The sequence below is a fragment of the Nonomuraea sp. NPDC049486 genome, from assembly GCF_040676925.1.
GTDB lineage: Bacteria > Actinomycetota > Actinomycetes > Streptosporangiales > Streptosporangiaceae > Nonomuraea > Nonomuraea ferruginea.
In genome coordinates this window covers 701,027-718,847 of sequence record NZ_JBFAPV010000002.1, presented here as the reverse complement: position 1 = coordinate 718,847, position 17,821 = coordinate 701,027, and the positions used below count along the sequence as shown (strand labels likewise).

Annotated in this window: 18 protein-coding genes; 10 read left to right on the top strand and 8 right to left on the bottom strand. The window is 72.4% G+C overall.

What is annotated here, in order from left to right; genetic code table 11:
- Positions 1 to 10: 10 nt before the first annotated feature.
- Positions 11 to 934, bottom strand: coding sequence for a glucosyl-3-phosphoglycerate synthase (locus AB0K05_RS08260; RefSeq protein ID WP_271280003.1), 924 nt, complete (start codon positions 932 to 934; stop codon positions 11 to 13).
- 42 nt (positions 935 to 976) lie between these two features.
- Complete coding sequence (locus tag AB0K05_RS08255; protein ID WP_219544642.1) at positions 977 to 2,416, bottom strand: helix-turn-helix transcriptional regulator; 1,440 nt, start codon at positions 2,414 to 2,416, stop codon at positions 977 to 979.
- Positions 2,417 to 2,707: 291 nt separating this feature from the next.
- Between AB0K05_RS08255 and aceA the strand changes: the two genes are divergently transcribed.
- The 3 genes from aceA to AB0K05_RS08240 all read left to right on the top strand — a co-directional run bounded on the left by aceA (position 2,708) and on the right by AB0K05_RS08240 (position 5,954).
- A complete protein-coding gene (gene aceA / locus AB0K05_RS08250; RefSeq protein WP_148032372.1) occupies positions 2,708 to 3,994 on the top strand; it encodes an isocitrate lyase in 1,287 nt (428 codons plus the stop codon).
- A gap of 140 nt (positions 3,995 to 4,134) precedes the next feature.
- Positions 4,135 to 4,668: a SigE family RNA polymerase sigma factor gene (locus AB0K05_RS08245; RefSeq protein ID WP_364227758.1), complete on the top strand. Its 534-nt coding sequence runs from the start codon at positions 4,135 to 4,137 to the stop codon at positions 4,666 to 4,668.
- Complete coding sequence (locus AB0K05_RS08240) at positions 4,665 to 5,954, top strand: hypothetical protein (RefSeq protein WP_364227755.1); 1,290 nt, start codon at positions 4,665 to 4,667, stop codon at positions 5,952 to 5,954. The genes AB0K05_RS08245 and AB0K05_RS08240 overlap by 4 nt, the downstream gene beginning before the upstream one ends.
- Here the strand turns inward: AB0K05_RS08240 and AB0K05_RS08235 are convergent.
- Together AB0K05_RS08235 and AB0K05_RS08230 are read right to left on the bottom strand one after the other, a co-directional pair.
- Positions 5,947 to 6,780 (bottom strand): siderophore-interacting protein, encoded by an 834-nt coding sequence (locus tag AB0K05_RS08235; RefSeq protein WP_364227752.1) that lies wholly within the window; start codon positions 6,778 to 6,780, stop codon positions 5,947 to 5,949. The two genes, AB0K05_RS08240 and AB0K05_RS08235, sit on opposite strands and share 8 nt — an antisense overlap.
- A gap of 129 nt (positions 6,781 to 6,909) precedes the next feature.
- Complete coding sequence (locus AB0K05_RS08230; protein ID WP_219544604.1) at positions 6,910 to 7,890, bottom strand: alpha/beta hydrolase; 981 nt, start codon at positions 7,888 to 7,890, stop codon at positions 6,910 to 6,912.
- Positions 7,891 to 8,239: 349 nt separating this feature from the next.
- Between AB0K05_RS08230 and AB0K05_RS08225 the strand changes: the two genes are divergently transcribed.
- Genes AB0K05_RS08225 through AB0K05_RS08215 form a run of 3 tightly spaced genes read left to right on the top strand, consistent with a single transcriptional unit; the run spans position 8,240 to position 10,468 of the window.
- Complete coding sequence (locus AB0K05_RS08225; protein ID WP_271280001.1) at positions 8,240 to 8,935, top strand: ABC-2 family transporter protein; 696 nt, start codon at positions 8,240 to 8,242, stop codon at positions 8,933 to 8,935.
- Positions 8,928 to 9,716, top strand: coding sequence for an ABC-2 family transporter protein (locus tag AB0K05_RS08220; RefSeq protein ID WP_148032378.1), 789 nt, complete (start codon positions 8,928 to 8,930; stop codon positions 9,714 to 9,716). The genes AB0K05_RS08225 and AB0K05_RS08220 overlap by 8 nt, the downstream gene beginning before the upstream one ends.
- A 2-nt stretch (positions 9,717 to 9,718) precedes the next feature.
- A complete protein-coding gene (locus tag AB0K05_RS08215; protein WP_364227747.1) occupies positions 9,719 to 10,468 on the top strand; it encodes an ATP-binding cassette domain-containing protein in 750 nt (249 codons plus the stop codon).
- Here AB0K05_RS08215 and AB0K05_RS08210 read toward each other — a convergent pair.
- Entirely contained in the window at positions 10,465 to 10,923 is a 459-nt protein-coding gene (locus AB0K05_RS08210) for a hypothetical protein (protein WP_271279999.1), read from the bottom strand. The genes AB0K05_RS08215 and AB0K05_RS08210 overlap by 4 nt on opposite strands.
- A gap of 146 nt (positions 10,924 to 11,069) precedes the next feature.
- On the opposite strand from AB0K05_RS08210, the gene AB0K05_RS08205 reads away from it, so the two are divergent.
- Together AB0K05_RS08205 and AB0K05_RS08200 are read left to right on the top strand one after the other, a co-directional pair.
- Complete coding sequence (locus tag AB0K05_RS08205) at positions 11,070 to 11,606, top strand: MFS transporter (protein WP_364227744.1); 537 nt, start codon at positions 11,070 to 11,072, stop codon at positions 11,604 to 11,606.
- Between the two features lie 48 nt (positions 11,607 to 11,654).
- On the top strand, positions 11,655 to 12,371 hold the full coding sequence (locus AB0K05_RS08200; protein WP_364227741.1) for a YcnI family protein: 717 nt from the start codon (positions 11,655 to 11,657) through the stop codon (positions 12,369 to 12,371).
- A gap of 117 nt (positions 12,372 to 12,488) precedes the next feature.
- On the opposite strand, the gene AB0K05_RS08195 is transcribed toward AB0K05_RS08200, so the two are convergent.
- The 3 genes from AB0K05_RS08195 to AB0K05_RS08185 are packed head-to-tail and all read right to left on the bottom strand — an operon-like array spanning position 12,489 to position 15,551.
- Positions 12,489 to 13,442 (bottom strand): ABC transporter permease, encoded by a 954-nt coding sequence (locus tag AB0K05_RS08195; RefSeq protein ID WP_364227738.1) that lies wholly within the window; start codon positions 13,440 to 13,442, stop codon positions 12,489 to 12,491.
- Positions 13,429 to 14,406 (bottom strand): ABC transporter ATP-binding protein, encoded by a 978-nt coding sequence (locus AB0K05_RS08190; RefSeq protein WP_364227735.1) that lies wholly within the window; start codon positions 14,404 to 14,406, stop codon positions 13,429 to 13,431. The genes AB0K05_RS08195 and AB0K05_RS08190 overlap by 14 nt, the downstream gene beginning before the upstream one ends.
- Positions 14,403 to 15,551, bottom strand: coding sequence for an outer membrane lipoprotein carrier protein LolA (locus tag AB0K05_RS08185; RefSeq protein ID WP_364227732.1), 1,149 nt, complete (start codon positions 15,549 to 15,551; stop codon positions 14,403 to 14,405). Before AB0K05_RS08185 ends, AB0K05_RS08190 begins: the two co-directional genes overlap by 4 nt.
- Before the next feature lie 127 nt (positions 15,552 to 15,678).
- On the opposite strand from AB0K05_RS08185, the gene AB0K05_RS08180 reads away from it, so the two are divergent.
- Entirely contained in the window at positions 15,679 to 16,353 is a 675-nt protein-coding gene (locus AB0K05_RS08180) for a response regulator transcription factor (protein WP_148032384.1), read from the top strand.
- Positions 16,346 to 17,704: an ATP-binding protein gene (locus AB0K05_RS08175; RefSeq protein WP_364227728.1), complete on the top strand. Its 1,359-nt coding sequence runs from the start codon at positions 16,346 to 16,348 to the stop codon at positions 17,702 to 17,704. Before AB0K05_RS08180 ends, AB0K05_RS08175 begins: the two co-directional genes overlap by 8 nt.
- The last annotated feature ends 117 nt before the right edge of the window (positions 17,705 to 17,821 follow it).

The following is a 17,821-nucleotide window of genomic DNA, read 5'->3' as shown; positions in this document are numbered from 1 at the left end:
TCGTCCTGCCTCACCGCAGTGTCAGCATCGGGGGTCGTTCGGCGATGGAGACGTCGCTGCTGACCACCCGGTGGCCGCCCGCGCAGCGGCGGAACTGGTCGAGGCAGGACGACAGGTCGTGGCAGCGGCCGAGCTTGCCCTGGCGGAGCAGCCGCGAGTAGGCGGCCAGCATGATCTGGGCCGCCATGTTGCCCAGGGCCTCGGTCGACTGCGGCGCGTGCTCGCGGGAGCCCAGGTCGACCTGGGCGAACGCGTCCAGCCCCGCCAGGTCGAGCAGGTCGACGAGCAGCCCGAGCTCGACCCCGTACCGGGTGAGGAACGGCACCCGCTCCAGCGCGGAGCGGCGGCCGGCGTACTCGCCGGCGAGCGGCTGGACGAACCCGGCGAGCTGGGGCCAGTGGAGGTTGATGAGCGGGCGGGCGACCAGTTCGGTGACGCGTCCGCCGCCGTTGGGTGCGCCGTCGAGCGGCCGGTCGTAGCAGCCCTTGGCGTAGGCGACGCTGCGGTCGGTGAGCAGCGGGCCGAGCAGTCCGCTCACCAGGGACGACTGGAAGCCGCGGATGTCGGCGTCGACGAACGCCACGATGTCGCCGCTGGTGACGGCGAGGGACTTCCACAGCGCCTCGCCCTTGCCGTCGAGCGGGCCCAGCTCGGGCAGGATGGCGTCCTGGGCGTGCACCTCGGCGCCGGCGCGGGCGGCGACGGCGGCGGTGTCGTCGGTGGAGCAGGAGTCGATGACCACGACCTCGTCCACGAGGCCGCCCAGCTCGTCGAGGATGACGCCGACGATGTGACCCACGGTGTCGCGTTCGTCACGCGCGGGTAGAACCACGCTGACAGACGTGCGGCCCTTCGCCTCGGCCAGCTCGCGCACCGGCCAGTCGGTCGTGCGTGTGGTGCGGCGCCGCAACCAGGTCCGAACTTCAGGCAGCATGCGACCACCCCCGTTCATCCCCTGAGTTCTGCCCTCCGAGGGTCAACCCGTGACGGCGTGGCGCTCCAAGAATGTGTAAACATCCGCCTCGTCGACGCCGGGGAAGGAGCCGGGCGGCAGGGCGGCGAGCACGTGCGAGTTGGCGCGGGCCGACGGCCAGGCGTAGCCCTCCCAGCGCTCGGCCAGCGCGGTGGGCGGGCGGCGGCAGCAGTCGCCGTTGGGGCAGGTGGACTTGGTGCGGTTGGTGGTCTCGCGGCCGCGGAACCAGCGCGACTCCTTGAACGGCACCCCGAGCGTGATGGCGAAGTCGCGCTCCCGTGACGGGTCGACGTGCGCGACGCAGAAGTAGGTGCCCGTCGGCGAGTCGGAGTACTGGTAGTAGACGGAGAAGCGGTCGGGCGAGGCGAACACCTGGCGGCCCGACCACTGCAGGCACATCCGCTGCCCCTCGATGGCGCCCTGCTCGTCGGCCGGGAAGACGATGCCGTCGTTCTCGTACGCCTTGTAGATGATGCCGCCGGCGTCGTTGCGGACGAAGTGGCAGACCAGGTCGAGGTGGTGGGTGGCGAGGTTGGTGAAGCGGTGGGCGGCCATCTCGTACGAGACCGCGAACACGTCGCGCAGGTCCTCCACCGACAGCGCCCGGTCGGCCTTGGCCTCCTGCAGGTAGACGGCGGCGGCCTTCTCCGGCACGAGCACGGCGGCGGCGAAGTAGTTGGCCTCGGTGCGCTGGCGCAGGAAGTCGGCGAAGTCGCGGGGCTTGTTGTGGCCGAGCGCGAGGTGGCCGAGCGTCTGGAGCAGGATGGTGCGCGGGGTGTGCATGCCGAGCTGCTCGTGCTTGACGTAGATGCGGCGGTTGCGCATGTCGGTGATGGAACGCACCGACCGGGGCAGGTCCTGGGCGGTGTGCACGGTGTAGCCGAAGTGCGTCACCAGGCTCTGGATCATGCTCTGCGACAGGGCGCCGGCACGGTAGCCGACGGCGCCGAGCGCCTCGGCGGCGGCCTGCTCGATCTCGGGGAAGTAGTTGCCCAGCTCGCGCTGGCGGCGGCGCAGCTCGGCGTTGGCGGCCCTGGCCTCCTCGGGGGTGGCGGTGCCGCGCGCCTCGCGGGAGCGCAGCTCGCCGTAGAGGCCGAGGATGTGTTCCAGCACGTCGTTGGGCACGCGGGCGGAGACCTTGAGACGCGGCAGCCCGAGGTCGGCGTAGATGGGGTCGCGCTGGGCCTCTTCGAGGGCGATCTCCAGCTGGGCGCGGCGGTTGGGCGGCTGGCGGCGCAGCAGCTCCTCGACCGGCACGTTCAGCGCCGAGGCGAGCGACTTGAGCAGGGAGAGCTTGGGCTCGCGCTTGCCGTTCTCCAGCAGGGAGAGCTGACTGGGCGCCCTGCTGACCCGTTCGCCCAGGTCGGAGAGGGTGAGCCCGCGCTGCTTGCGGAGGTGGCGCAGGCGTTGCCCGAACGCGATGAGATCGAGCTCATGCGTCAAAGTCAGCGGTTCTTCACCCAGCAAGGACGCCATGCACGCATCTTAGTCGGAAATTCCGCTCATCTTCTAGACGTACGGGAGGCGCCCGCAAGCCCTGTGAGGCCGGGCACACCACCTCTGACCAGTGGTCTAGTCCATAGAGAAAACTCTCGATTTTTTCTCCCCTGAAGACCGGCCAGTAGTTGCGTGTGGCGGAAATTCGCAGGTTTTTCTCTCCCGTTCTGGCTGTTGCCGGGGGTCACGGGGGCACAGACTCGGCATACGCCCCAGGGGACGACAAAGGAGTGAACGATGAACGATCGCCTCAAGGGAGCCGCCGAGCAGCTGCGGGACGAGTGGGAGAACGACCCGCGCTGGGCCGGCATCGAGCGCACCTACAGCGCCGAGGACGTGATCCGGTTGCGTGGCAGCGTCCAGGAGGAGCACACGCTCGCCCGGCTCGGCGCCGAACGGCTGTGGAGCCTGTTGCACACCGAGGAGTACGTGCACTCGCTCGGCGCGCTGACCGGCAACCAGGCCGTGCAGCAGGTGAAGGCCGGGCTGAAGGCCATCTACCTGTCCGGCTGGCAGGTCGCCGCCGACGCCAACCTGGGGGCGCAGACCTACCCCGACCAGAGCCTCTACCCGGCCAACTCCGTGCCGGCCGTGGTGCGCCGCATCAACAACGCGCTGCTGCGCGCCGACCAGATCACCTGGTCGGAGGGCCGGGAGGACGCGCCGCACTGGCTGGCGCCCATCGTGGCCGACGCCGAGGCGGGGTTCGGCGGCGTGCTCAACGCCTTCGAGCTGATGAAGGGCATGATCGCCGCCGGCGCCGCGGGCGTGCACTGGGAGGACCAGCTCGCCTCCGAGAAGAAGTGCGGCCACCTCGGCGGGAAGGTGCTCATCCCGACCGGCCAGCACATCAAGACCCTCAACGCCGCCCGCCTCGCCGCGGACGTCGCGGGAGTCCCCTCACTGGTCATCGCGCGGACCGACGCCCAGGCCGCGACGCTCCTGACCAGCGACGTGGACCCGCGCGACCAGGAGTTCTGCACCGGCGAGCGCACCGCCGAAGGCTTCTACCGGGTGCGCAACGGCATCGAGGCGTGCATCGCCCGCGGCCTCGCCTACGCCCCGCACTCCGACCTGCTCTGGATGGAGACCGGCACGCCCGACCTGGACGTGGCCCGCGAGTTCGCCGAGGCGATCAAGGCCCGGTATCCGGACCAGATGCTGGCCTACAACTGCTCGCCTTCCTTCAACTGGAAGCAGCACCTGGACGACTCCACCATCGCCAAGTTCCAGCGCGAGCTGGGGCACATGGGGTACAAGTTCCAGTTCATCACCCTCGCCGGGTTCCACTCGCTGAACTACTCGATGTTCCACCTCGCCCAGGGGTACGCGACCGACGGCATGACCGCGTACGTGGACCTGCAGGAGGCGGAGTTCGCCGCGGAGGCGCACGGATACACCGCCACCCGCCACCAGCGCGAGGTCGGCACCGGCTACTTCGACCTGGTCAGCACGGCCATCTCGCCCGACTCCTCGACCACCGCGCTCAAGGGGTCGACCGAGGAGGAGCAGTTCGCCCACTGACCGCATGAGCTCGCCGGTTACCTCCAGGGCATGGGTGGTTCCCCCCGGCGAACGGCCGCGCCAGACCTTCCCCGGCCTGGCGCGGCCGACCCATGTCCGCCAGCCCGTGCAACGGATCGGCCGCGTTCCTTCTCTGAGAGGTGGAAGGAATCGACGGAAGGCTGGAGCAGGTGGATGGAGACGCCCGATTCGCGGAGTTCGTCGCCGAGCGGGGTGAGGCGCTGATGCGCTACGGCTACGTGCTCGCGGGCAACCCGCACGACGCCGCCGACCTGGTGCAGGAGGCGCTGCTCAAGGTGCGGGCCGCCTGGCCGCGGCTGCGCTCGAAGGACAACCCCGAGAGCTACGCGCGCACCACGATGGCACGGCTGCACATCGCGGCCTGGCGGCGCCGCAGACGCGAACAGCTCACCTGGGAGCCACCTGACAGGGAGCACCGCGACGCGCTGCCCAGCGGCGACGAGCGCGCCATGTGGCTGGCGCTGGCCGGCCTGCCCCGCAAGCAGCGCGCCGTCCTGGTGCTGCGCTACTACGAGCAGCTCGACGACGCCGAGATCGCCAAGGTGCTCGGCGTCTCCCGCGGCACCGTGCGCAGCCAGGCGTCGCGGGCGCTGGACAAGCTGCGCGCCGCCGTCCCCGCCGAGTGGAGCGCGGTCGGGGAGGGAGCGCGATGAACCGGACGCCCGACGTGGAGGACACCCTGCGCAGGACGCTGCGGCAGGCCGCCGGCCAGGCGCCCGGACTCCCCGCCGAGGCGGCCGCCTCCCAGGTGGAGACCCGCTACCGGCGGCGCAGACAGCGCAGGCAGGCGCTGCTCGCCGGCGCGGCAGTCGTGGTGATCGCGGGCGGGGTCGCGGGCGGCCTGCGCGCCGCCGACAGAGCCGCCGACAGGGCCGCAGACCCCACCGCCACCGTGACCCCGGACGCGACGGCGACGGCGGCAGTGTCGCCGCCCGCGTCACCGACCGTGTCGCCGACTCGGTCCCACGCCCCGTCCTACGACGTCAAGCCGGAGCCGATCGGATCGGTGTGGCCGGAGGCGCTGCGCGAGGTTCCCGCCAGGACGCCCGACGGCAAGAAGATCCAGCCGATCCTCCTCCTCGACGACCGGACCCTGCTCGTCTCCACCTGGGCCTCGTTCGAGAAGACCGACGCCCTGTACGCCTACGACCTGGACACGCTCGCCCTGCGCGAGATCACCCACGTGGTGACCCCCAAGGGGACCGTGCTGTTCGCATCGGGCTTCGACGCCGCAGGCGGGCACGTCGCCTGGTGGACGCAGCTCAAGGACGGCACCGCCCAGATCTGGGCGGCTCCCCTGTCGGGCGGCGAGGCTCGGGTCATCGGGAGCCGCGAGCTGGACGAGCGCGGCGTGGACAAGGTCGAGATCGTCGGTGACCGGGTCGCGTTCTCCGCCCGCTCCGGGGGCGTGTTCACGGTCCCGCTCGGCGGCGGTGAGGTGGAGCCGGTCGCGAACGGGGCGGGCATGCACCTGCTGTCCTGGCCGTGGATCGGCACTCCCGGCCCGTACAGCGGGCACGAAGGCGAGCACTACGGCCTGATCCGCAACCTGCGGACCGGCGAGACCGACCGGGCCCTGGTACGGGACGGCGAACGGGTGCATGCCTGCGGCATGACGCTCTGCGTAGGCAGCTCCGGGGCGACCGCCTTCCACCGGATGCGCGACGGCTCCCAGCAGCAGGAGCTGCCCGGCGGCATGGCCAGGACGCCGCCCGCCCTGGATCGCTTCCACGTCGCCTCGGTCCGCTACGGCCGGCAAGCGGCCGGCGTCGTGCTCTTCGACCTGCGCACCGGGGCTTCCGCCGACCTCGGCATCCCGTCGAAGCGTACGGCGGGCGGATTCAGCCTCATGAGGCCCGGTTTCGACGACGACGGCAGGCTGCTCGCCTACCCGGTCGGGGACACCCTGCGCGTGATCGACGTCACGAAGATCAAGTGAGGATGGCGGCTTCCTCGGCCTCGACCTGCCTGTTCCAGTCCTTCTTGACCGCGCGCCACGACTCGTCGTCCGCTCCGGCCCGCCAGTAACCGGAGATCGACAGGTGCGCCATCGGGATGCCCAGGCCGACCCGCAGGTGGCGGCGGAGCTGCTTGACGAACCCGGCCTCGCCGTGCACGAACGCCTGGACGCGCCCGGCCGGGAAGCCGAAGGAGCACACCGCCTCCACCAGGGCCTGCCCGACCGGGCGGTCGCCCCGGTACAGCCAGACCACCTCGACGTCGCCGGGGGTGCTCAGCTTGATCTCCTCCTCCGGCCCCGCCACCTCGATGAACGCGAACGCCCGCGCCCCCTCGGGCAGCGCCTCCAGGGACGCGGCGATGGCGGGCAGCGCGCTCTCGTCACCGGCGAACAGGTGCCAGTCGGCCTCCGGGCCGGGCGCGTAGCCGCCGCCGGGTCCGATCATGAGCAGCTCGTCACCCGGTCCGGCGTTGGCCGCCCACGGGCCGGCCAGGCCCTCGTCGCCGTGGTAGACGAAGTCGAGCGTCAGCTCGCGGGTGTCGGGGTCCCAGGCGCGCACGGTGTAGGTGCGCAGCCGCGGCCAGAACTCGCGCGGCATGGTCTCCCGTACCTGCTTGACGCTGAACGGCTGGGGGTAGTCGACCCCCTCGTGCGGGAACACGATCTTCACGTAAGTGTCGGTGTGGCCGGACGTCTCGAAGTCGCGGAGTCCGTCACCTCCGACGATGACCCGGATCATGTGCGGCGCGATGCGCTCGGTACGCAGCACGACGCCTCGGTGGTGATCCCTCGGCTTACCGGTCATGCGGAACAGCTCCTTGCTTAGGGGTGCCTAACCTACACTCTGCTCCCCGCGCGGCGTCAGCGCGATGCGAAATGTCACTCTCGCCCCTCTGCCCCTGTCCCGGCAGCCGATTCACCCCGCGCGCGACCTTCAGGCGGCGGCCTCGTCCTCCGCCGCCAGCTCCTCCAGACCGGCCACGGCCGCCAGGAACATCGCCATGTGCCGGAACGCCAGCCGCGCCTCCGGCAGCACGTCCGCCAGGATCGGGAACACGTGCGGCATGCGCGGCCACTCCTCGTACGTCACCGGCACGCCGCCGTCCCTGGCCCGCTCGGCGACGCGGCGGGCCTCGTCCCTGAGCACCTCGGTCGACCCGGTGACGATCATCAGCGGCGGCAGCCCGGTGAAGTCGCCGAGCACCGGGGAGACCAGCGGGTCGCGCGGGTCCAGCCCGTCGGTCCAGCGGCGGGCCAGCCAGCGCACCCGCCCGGCCGGCAGCATCGGGTCCTGCCAGCGGTTCGCGCGCCGGGGGAAGTCGGTCAGGTCGGCCCAGGGCGACAGGCACAGGGCCGCCGACGGCAGCGGCAGGCCGCGGTCACGCAGCGCCAGCAGCGTCGCCAGGGTCAGGTGCCCGCCCGCGGAGTCGCCCGCGATGATCATGTCTTCCGGCTCGTACCCCCGCCCCAGCAGGCAGTCGTAGGCTTCGAGGGAGTCGCTCAGCGAGTCGGCCAGCTTGTGCACCGGGCCCTGGCGGTAGTCCAGCGCCAGCACCGGGCGGCCCGCCACCGCCGACAGGCGCCAGGTGATCGGCCGGTGCGTGCGGGGTGAGCACGAGAAGTAGCCGCCGCCGTGCAGGTACAGCACCACCTTGTGCTCGTCCAGCGTGTCACGCCCGCGTACCCACTCGCCGCCGCACGCGGAGAACGCGGCGGGAACCAGCGAGACGTGGTCGGGCGTCGCCGCGGGGAGCAGCCTGACCAGCTCTCCCAGCTGGGACGCGGCGGTCAGCGCCAGGGCGTGGCGCAGGAACAGGTGGGAGGCCGGCTTGAGGGTGTGACGCATGAGGCCGGTGAGAGCGCGGGCCTGCCAGCTCAGCGGATACTCGGGAGCGACATCCCTGTCCAGGTGCATTTCGGGCCTCCGGCATGTTGATTCCCCGCCAGAACATCGCTCTACCCGTCGGTAAGTATCTCATCGCTTTTCCCGGACATTTCGGCAATGCTGCCTGCTAGAGGGTTATGCCCGCCGACGCCGGGGCGCCATCTATCCCGTTGCCAACCGCTGACCGCCGGTTGGATAATTCCAGGCCTTCCATCCGACCGGCCCGTGCGCGCGCACGGCCCCGGGCACGCGCCGTCACCGTGCCCTCACCCTCCGGAGGTGCCAAACCATACCCCTCTACCTGCGGCTCGCCCGGTACGGCTTCCGCAAGCACGCCACCTACGTCTGGGCCGCGCTCGCCGGCGCCTTCACCAACACCGTGTTCGGCATCCTGCGCGCCTACATCCTCATCGCCCTCTGGCAGGCCAGGCCCGGCCTGGCCGGCTACGACGTCGCCCAGGCCGTCACCTTCTGCTTCGTCACCCAGGCCTTCATCGGGCCGATGCAGCTGTTCGGCGGCGGCCTCGCCATCCCCCAGCGCATCCGCAGCGGCGACATCGCGCTCGACCTGGTCCGCCCCGCCCCGCTCCAGCTCTGGACACTGGCCGAGGACCTCGGCCGCGCCGGCTACCTCCTGCTCGTCCGGGGCATCCCGCCGATGCTCGTCGGCGCCGCCCTGTTCGGCATCGTCGTGCCCGACGGACCGGGCCGCTGGGCGGGGCTGCTCGCCGGCCTGCTCCTCGGCGTCGTCACCAGCTTCGGCTGGCGCTACCTGGTGGCGCTGTCGGCCTGCTGGCTCGCCGACGACCGGGGCGTCAACATCGCCTCCACCGTGCTCACCACCTTCCTCAGCGGCCTGGTCCTGCCCCTGACGATCTTCCCCGGCTGGCTCGGCGACGTCGCCAGGGTGCTGCCCTGGGCCGCCATGGCGCAGGCCCCCGCCGACCTCTACCTCGGCACCGCCCCCGTCCTCGACACCCTCGCCTTCCAGGCGTTCTGGGCCGCCGCGCTGCTAGCCCTGGGCGCGCTCGGCACCCGCGCCATCCGCCACAAGGTGGTGATCCAGGGTGGTTAGGACCTACCTGCTCCTCGCCTGGACCTGGACCCGCGCCGCCGCCGCCTACCCCGCCTCCTTCGCGCTGCTCCTGGTGCTCGGCTGCGCCACCGCCGCGCTCGACCTCGCCGCCATCCTGATCGTCTTCGCCAACACCACCTCGCTCGGCGGGTTCACCCGCGAGGAGGTCCTCTTCCTGTACGGGACCGCCGGGATCGCCTTCACCCTCACCGACCTGCTGTTCAGCAACCTCGACCGGGTCAGCGCGCACATCAGGGACGGCACGCTCGACACGTTCCTGATCCGGCCCGTGAACGCCTGGATCCAGATCGCCACCGACCGGTTCGTGCCCGCCAGGATCGGCCGCGTCCTGCAGGCCGCCGCCGCCCTCGGCTACGCCCTCGCCGCGCTCGACCTGGACCCGCGGCGGCTCTGGATGGTGCCCGTCATGATCCTCTCCGGCGTGGTGATCTTCACCTCGCTCTGGACGCTGGCCGCAGCTCTCCAGTTCGCGCTGGTCGACGCGCCGGAGGTGAGCAGCGCCTTCACCTACGGCAGCGCGCAGCTCGCCCAGTACCCGTTCAGCGTCTACGGCCGCGAACTCGTCCGCGGCGTCACGTACGTGCTCCCGCTGGCCTTCATCAACTGGCAGCCGGGCCTGTACGCGCTGGGCCGCGACGACCCGTTCGGCACGCCCGGCTTCATGCGCTTCCTCGGGCCCGTCGCGGCCCTCGTCCTCGCCCTGCTGGCCGCGCTCGCCTGGCGCCAGGGGCTGCGCCGTTACCGATCGACAGGGAGTTGACCATGACCATGATCGAGCTGAACCAGGCGGGCCGCACCTTCAAGGTGAAGCGGCGGACCGTGCATGCCGTACGCGATCTGACCTTCACCGTCGCGCCCGGGGAGTTCGTCGGCTACCTCGGCCCGAACGGCGCCGGCAAGTCCACCACGATCAAGATGCTGTGCGGCATCCTGACGCCCAGCTCCGGCACCGTGCGGGTGGCGGGGCTCGACCCGTCGCGCCGGCGCACCACGCTGGCCCGGCACATCGGCGTGGTCTTCGGCCAGCGCACCACGCTCTGGTGGGACCTGCCGCTCAAGGACAGCTTCGAGCTGATCCGGCTCCTTTACAAAGTAGATCGAAAAATGTTCGCGGAACGGCTGGCGGAGCTGACGGCGACGCTGGACCTCGGCCCGTTCATGAGCACGCCGGTGCGCCAGCTCAGCCTCGGCCAGCGGATGCGCGGCGACCTGGCCGCGGCGCTGCTGCACGCGCCGGAGGTGCTCGTGCTCGACGAGCCCACGATCGGGCTCGACGTGGTGAGCAAGGCCGGCATCCGCGAGTTCCTGGCCAGGATCAACGCCGAGCGCGGCACGACCGTGCTGCTGACCACCCACGACCTGGGCGACATCGAGCGGCTGTGCCGCCGCGTGATGCTGATCGACCACGGCCGGCTGGCCTTCGAAGGGACGCTGGACGACCTGATGGCGAGCGCTCCCGGCCTCTCCTCCATCGAGGAGGTGGTCACCCACCTCTACACCGCCGGGCGCTAGTAGTAGCTGCCCTCCCGGGTCTGCTCCTCGTAGTCGTCGTCGTCCTCGTCGTAGCGGCGCGCCCAGCGCGAGGGCATCAGCACGGGGATGAACAGCGCGACGCCCAGGAGCGCCAGCACGCCGCCGCGGAGCAGGATGTGAGCGCCGGAGACGATCTCCCTGACGATGCCGTTCACCGCCGGGCCGTCGGGCAGCAGGGTCAGCGCCCGGTTCGCGTCCAGCGCGTACACCACGGTCCAGGCCAGCAGGACCATCGACGGGATGAAGGTGGCGACCGGTGACACCCGGCCCGCCACCACGAGCCCCACGACGAGGCCGACGGCGGCCATGGAGCCCAGCGCGATCCAGAGCGACGGGCCGACCGGCGGTGCGGCCTGGACGTCCGCCATCGTCTGCCGCACCGCCCAGCCGCCACCTCCCAGCACGGCCGCGGTCACCACAAGCCCGAGGAGCAAACCACCTAAGTGCCGCAACGTTCTCACCTCATGTCGACGTGGTCGGCACGACCCTAGCGAACAAACGCCGCGAATCACCCGGTCATCACGCGGCTTCCCGCTTGAGCTTTCGCACGTCTTCTGCCCGTGGCACCATGAGCACACTCATGCGAGCGCACCTGCCTTTCCGGCTCATCCGGACGGCGGCCTTCGCCGCCGTCTGTGTGCTCCTCGCGGCCCTGGCCCACTGGCTGAGCGGCGGATCGCGGCCCCCGCCGTGGACCCTGCTGGCCGGGGGCGGCGCGGTGTTCGGGCTCGCCGCCGCGCTGGGCGGCAGGGAGCGCTCACCGGCCCAGGTCGGCTGGCTGCTGGTCGCGGCCCAGCTCGGGCTGCACGAGCTGTTCGGCGGCGACGGCACGGGCTACGTCGCCGCCCACATCCACGGGCAGGGGCTGGGCGAGGCGCTCGGCATGCTGGTGGCCCACCTGACGGCCACGCTCCTCACCGGCTGGTGGCTGTCACGCGGCGAGGCCGCGCTCTGGGCGCTGCTGCGCCGCCTGGCCCGCCGCCTCCTGCTCCCCCGGCCCGTCCCCGCGCGTCCCGCCGCCCGGCCGCCCGTGCCCGTCGTACGGGTGCGCGACGTGCCGCCGGACCCGGCGGTCCGCCACAGCGTCACCAGGCGAGGTCCTCCACTTCCCGCCTGACCTGCTGACACCTCTCATCCCCTATGCCCACCAAGTGGAGTTATCGCCATGTCCTTCTTCAGACGTGCGGCGACCGTGCTCGCCGCCACCACCGCTCTCACCGCCGCGCTCGCCCTGCCCGCGCTGGCGCACGTCACGATCAACCCCGGCACCGCCGTGGCGGGCGGGTTCACCAAGGTCGCCTTCCGGGTGCCGAACGAGCGCGACGACGCCAGGACGACCAAGATCGAGGTGACCTTCCCCACCGATCACCCGCTGGCGTTCGTCTCCGTCAGGCCGGTGCCCGGCTGGACCGTCAAGGTCACCGAGGGCAAGCTGCCCAAGCCCGTCACCACCGAGCACGGTGAGCTCACCGAGGCCGTCACCACGATCGCCTGGTCGGGAGGTGAGATCGGCCAGGGCGAGTTCCAGGAGTTCGAGGTGTCGATGGGACGGCTGCCGACCGGGGTCGACCAGCTGGTGTTCCCGACCAAGCAGACGTACTCCAGCGGCGAGGTCGTCTCCTGGGCCGACGCCCCGGCGGCCGACGGGTCCGAGCCCGAGCACCCGGCGCCCGTGCTCAAACTGACCCCGGCCGCCGACGCCTCCCCCGCCGCGTCCGCCTCCCCGTCCGCCTCCGCCGGCCCCGTCGCGGCGCCGGCCGCGTCCGGCGCGGCCCCCGCCTCCTCGGACGGGACGGCCCGCCTGCTGGGCGGCGCCGGCCTCGCCGTCGGCGTCGCCGGCGTGGTGATCGCCGCCCTGGCCCTCCGCCGCCGCCCCTCCTGATCACCCCCTTCGCCCCGTACGCGACCCGTACGGGGCGAAGCCCTTACCCCCGCGCCGCCCCGACCCAGCTCGGGCCAGGACGTGACGTCCTCGCCTCCCGCGCCGGCCCTGTGTGGGTCAGGACGTGACGTCCTTGCCGGTGAAGTGGGCCCAGGCGATCGAGAGGGACATCACGATGTAGGCGCCGAACGTCAGCAGGCCCTCCGTCAGCGCCCCGGTGTCGATCGGGCTGCGCAGGACCGCGTCGAAGCCGGTGAACCTGGTCGGCAGCAGGTAGGGCGCGATCGATTCGAGCGCGGGGATGGCCCGCAGCACCTGGCAGGCGATGATCAGCACGACGGTGCCCGCGATCGCCCCGATGGGCACCTCGGTGAACGCCGAGATGGCCAGCGCCACCGCCGCGACCGCCGACAGGGCGAAGCCGACGTAGCCGACGGTGAGCGCGATGCGCAGCAGCCCGTCGGTCATGGTGACGGTGGTGCCCGACAGCAGGACCACGTCACCGGCGGGGAACAGCACGAGCCCGGTCACCAGCGCCGACAGCGCCACGACCGCGGTGACCGCGTACGCGTACACGACCGCGTTCAGGTACTTGACGGCCAGCAGCCGGGTGCGCCCGGCGGGCGCGGCGAGCAGGTAGCGCAGCGTGCCGCCGCCGGCCTCGCCGGCGAGCGCGTCGCCGGCCACCACGCTGACCGCGATCGGCATCATCAGCAGCACCAGGGCCGAGAGCGCGAGGAACGTCAGCATGAGGCTGTTGCCGGCCACGGCGGCGATCATGCCGCCGACCTGGTCGTCCCCGGCGAACAGCCGCAGGGACACGCCCATGATCACGGGCACCGTCGCGAGCGCGGCCAGCATGGCCAGGTTGCGCGGCCGGTGGAAGGTGAGGCTCAGCTCGGAGACGAGCAGCCGCCAGAACGCGCCCGCGCGGCGCCCGGCCTGCGGCGCCAGCGGCGCGGGCCGGTCGGAGGGCTCCTCCGGGCGGCGTTCGACGGTGCTCAGGGTCTCGGTCACGGGCACCAGCCCGGGGGTGCGACGGGTGCGGGTGCCCGTGTCAGCCGTCGACATCGAATCCCTCTCCTGTCAGTCCGACGAACACGTCCTCCAGGCTCGGCCGCACGACGGCGAGCCCCCGTACGGCCACGCCCTCGCCGACGAGGGCGGCGTTGACCCGCTCGGGAGCGTGACCCCCCAGCTCGGCGGTCACGGCGCCGGCGGCGGAGCGCACGTCGGCCAGCCCGAGCGCCGCGAGCACGCGCGCCGCGTCGGCCGCGTCGGGCGTCTCGACGCTGACGCGGGTGGCCAGGCCGCCGCTCAGCGAGGCGATCGTGCCGTCCGCGACGAGGCGGCCGGTGCGCATGATGGCGGCGTGCGTGCACATCTGCTCGACCTCGGCCAGCAGGTGGGAGGAGACGAACACGGTGGTGCCGCCGGCGGCGATCTCCTTGACCAGCGCCCGCACCTCGCGGGTGCCCTGCGGGTCGAGCCCGTTGGTGGGCTCGTCCAGGATGAGCAGCTCGCGCGGCCCGAGCAGGGCGGCCGCGATGGCGAGCCGCTGGCGCATGCCGAGCGAGTAGTTGCGGTAGCGCTTGCCCGCCGCGGCGGTGAGGCCGACGCGTTCCAGCGCCTCGCCGACGCGCCGCCGTACGGTCGCCCCGGAGGCGGTGGGGTCGGCGGCGTCGAACCGGCGCAGGTTGGCCTCGCCCGTCAGGTAGGGGTAGAAGGCCGGTCCCTCGACCAGCGCGCCCACCCGGGGCAGGGCCAGCGCGAGCGGCAGGCCGAGCAGGGAGCAGCTGCCGCCGGTGGGCGTGATCAGGCCGAGCAGCATCCGGATCGTGGTGGTCTTGCCCGAGCCGTTCGGCCCCAGGAAGCCGTAGACGGAGCCGCGCGGCACGGTCAGGTCGAGCGCGTCGACGGCCGTCTGGCCGCCGCGGAAGCGCTTGGTCAGCCCGGACGTCACGATGGCGGCGCCGGGGTCGGAGGGCGGGGCCGCCCCGGTGGGCGCCCCCGCTTCCTGCGCGACGGTCGTCACCTGACGCCCGCCGCCTTCATGATCTCCTCCGGGGTGACCGCGCCGACCAGCAGGCGGCCGTCGTCGGTCAGCAGCACGGTGACGAGCTTCGTCCTGATCATCTTGCCGGAGCCCCAGGTGCCGCTCACCGGGGTGGCCGTCTTCAGCACGTTGTCGAAGAGCGCCCGCGCGTCGGCGCCCTCGCCGCCGGGAGCGCCGGGAGCGCCGGGAGCGCCGTCCATGTCGCCCTGCGGCATCGCGGCGTCGGCGGGCAGCACCGCGACCGCGGTCCAGCCCTCGCCGCGCACCTTCAGGTCCCCGGCGGTGCGCCTGGCCTCCTCGGCGTGCTCCTGTCGCGCGTCGGACGGCCCGAACGTCTTCTCCTCCACCTTGGCCCCGGCCGGCGGGGTGAAGGCGAAGTTCTCCTCGGCGGGCGGGGTGAAGGTCAGCTGGGTGAACCCGACCTGGAAGGCCGGCTCGGCCGAGCCCTTGGCGAACACCTGGACCCGCAGCGGCACGTAGTGCTCGCCGTCGATGGCCAGGCGCACCTCCTGGACCAGGGACGCGGGGTCCTTCGGGGTGAGCGTGAGCTGGTAGGCCGGGCGGCCCGCGACCTCGGCGGTGTTGCTCACCGAGATCGCGGTCGACTCGTCCACCTGCTCCAGGAGCCGCTGCGCCGCCTGGTCGGGCGTCATGACGGTCGGGGCAGCCGTGGGCAGGCCCTCCCGGGGGTGCTCGCCCTGCAGCTTGACCCTGGTGGCGGTGTTGCTGTCGCTGTCCCAGTACCACACCTGGTCGCCGTTGACGATCACGTTGGTCTCGTTGAACTGGGTGGGCAGCGCCAGCCGCATCTTGTCCTCGTCGCCGTACCAGAGCTTCACCTCGTGGGAGCCGGACAGCAGCGACAGCGGCGAGCCGTCGCCCGTGTCGGGCAGCGCCGGCAGGCCGAGCGAGGCCGTCTGCTGGACGGTGCCGGACATGGGGGGCATGCCCTCGCTCTTCTCCGCGGCCGCGGCGGCGTCGGCCAGCAGCTGCTGGGCCGATCGTTCGGGAAGCACGGGGTCGCCGCTCACCGCGGCGATCACCGGCCCGGCGCCTATCGCCGCGCCGATCACGGCCGCCGCCGCGATCGGCACTCCCCACCTCACGTACGTGCCTCTACGCATGTCACTCCTCAACGGTATGTCGATACACGCAGCCTGCGTGATGCATCCTTAGGCGAACCTGAGACGGGCTGAGATCCCTCTCAGCGTTCTCAGCGGGCTCTCAGCGCACGGACGGGAGAATCGGCACATGCGGGTACTGGTCGTCGAGGACGAACGCCGGATGGCGGCCGCGCTCCAGCGCGGGCTGCAGGCGGAGGGGTTCGCCGTCGACCTCGCCCACGACGGCGAGCAGGGGCTCCACGAGGCGAGACACGGCGACTACGACGTGGTCGTGCTCGACATCATGCTGCCCAGGCTGTCCGGCTACAACGTGTGCAAGCAGTTGCGCGCGGAGGAGAACTGGGTGCCGATCCTCATGCTGTCGGCCAAGGACGGCGAGTACGACATGGCCGACGGCCTCGACCTGGGCGCCGACGACTACCTGACCAAGCCGTTCTCGTACGTGGTGCTGGTGGCCAGGCTGCGGGCGCTGCTGCGGCGCGACTCCGGGCGGCGGCCGGCCGTGCTGGCCGCCGGCGACCTGTCGCTGGACCCGGCGCGGCGGCGGGTGCGGCGCGGCGAGCGCGACGTCGAGCTGACGCCGCGCGAGTTCGCGCTGCTGGAGTACCTGCTGCGCAGGCGTGACGAGGTGGTGTCCAAGTCGGAGATCCTGGAGCACGTCTGGGACACCTTCGACACCGATCCGAACGTGGTCGAGGTGTACGTGGGCTACCTGCGGCGCAAGATCGACGCCCCGTTCGGCAGGAACGCGCTGCAGACCGTGCGCGGCGCGGGCTACCGGCTGGCCGGCGACGGTGGCTGAGTTCCCGGCCGCGCGCCCGTCGGCCTGGTGGCGGCGGCAGGGGTTGCGGTTCCGGCTGACGGTGGTGGCCGTCGCCGTGCTGGCGGTGGCGCTGGCGGTGTCGGCGTCGGTGCTGCTCTCGGTGCTGGACCGGACACTCCTGGCCACCGTGGACGAGTCGGTCAGCCGGCAGGCGCACACCGTGCGGGTGCAGGCCGACGCCGGCACGCTGACCACCCCGATCACCACCCACGACGGCACGATCGTGCAGGTCATCGGCGCGGACGGGCGGATCACGCACGTCACCTACGGCGCCGACCGGCTGGTGCCGCTGCTGGACGCGCGGGGCCGGGCGCGGGCGCTGGAGGAGGGACGGGCCACGTTCGTCGACGGTCATCCGTACGCGATCCCGGCGCAGCTGCGGGTGGTGGTGCTGAGCGCCGACCGCGGGCAGACGGTGATCGCGGCCCGGTCGGTGTCGGAGATCCAGACGAGCGTCCGCACGGCCGGGCGGGTGCTGCTGGTGGGCACGCCGCTGCTGGTGGTGCTGCTCGCGGGCGCCAGCTGGATGATCGTCGGGCGTACGCTGCGGCCCATCACGGCGCTGCGCAGGGGCGCGGCCGAGATCACGCACACCGCCCGGTCGCGGCGGCTGCCGGTGCCGGAGTCGCGCGACGAGGTGCACTCGCTGGCCACCACGCTCAACGACATGCTGGCGCGGCTGGAGGAGGCCGAGAAGCGGCAGCGGGCGCTGGTCTCCGACGCTGCGCACGAGCTGCGCAGCCCGCTCGCCAGCATCCGGCTGCAGCTGGAGGTGGCGCTCGGGCACCCGCAGGGGCAGGACTGGCCGGAGACGGCCGAGGGCGTGCTGGAGGACACCCTGCGGCTGTCGCGGCTGGCCGAGGACCTGCTGGCGCTGGCCAGGCTGGACGAGCGCGGTGGCGTCCCGGCCCGGCGCGAGCCCGTCGACCTGGACGAGGTCGTGCGGCAGACGGCCGAGCGGTACGCCGAGGTGAGGCTGGCCGCCTGCGACCCGGTGGAGGTGCGCGGCGACGCCATGGACCTCAGCCGGGTGCTGACCAACCTGATCGACAACGCGGTGCGGCACACCGCGTCGAAGGTCGAGGTCGCGCTGACCGCCGACGGGATCCTCACCGTCACCGACGACGGGCCGGGCATCCCGGAGGAGGACAGGGAGCGGGTGTTCAACCGGTTCACCCGGCTCGACACCGGGCGCAGCCGTGACGAGGGCGGTGCGGGGCTGGGGCTGGCCATCGTCCGGGAGACGGTGCGCGCGCATGGCGGCACCGTCCACCTGGAGGACGCCTCCCCCGGCCTCCGCGCCGTCGTCTCCCTCCCCCCGTCCCTCTGAACGGGGCGTCCGTCACGGGGGCGTTCACCAGGAGCGCGCCGGCACGACTGCACGCCGACCGGTGTGACGGTGGAGCCTGACGGCGCCTGCCACGTGTCCACGGGGGCACACGGGCCG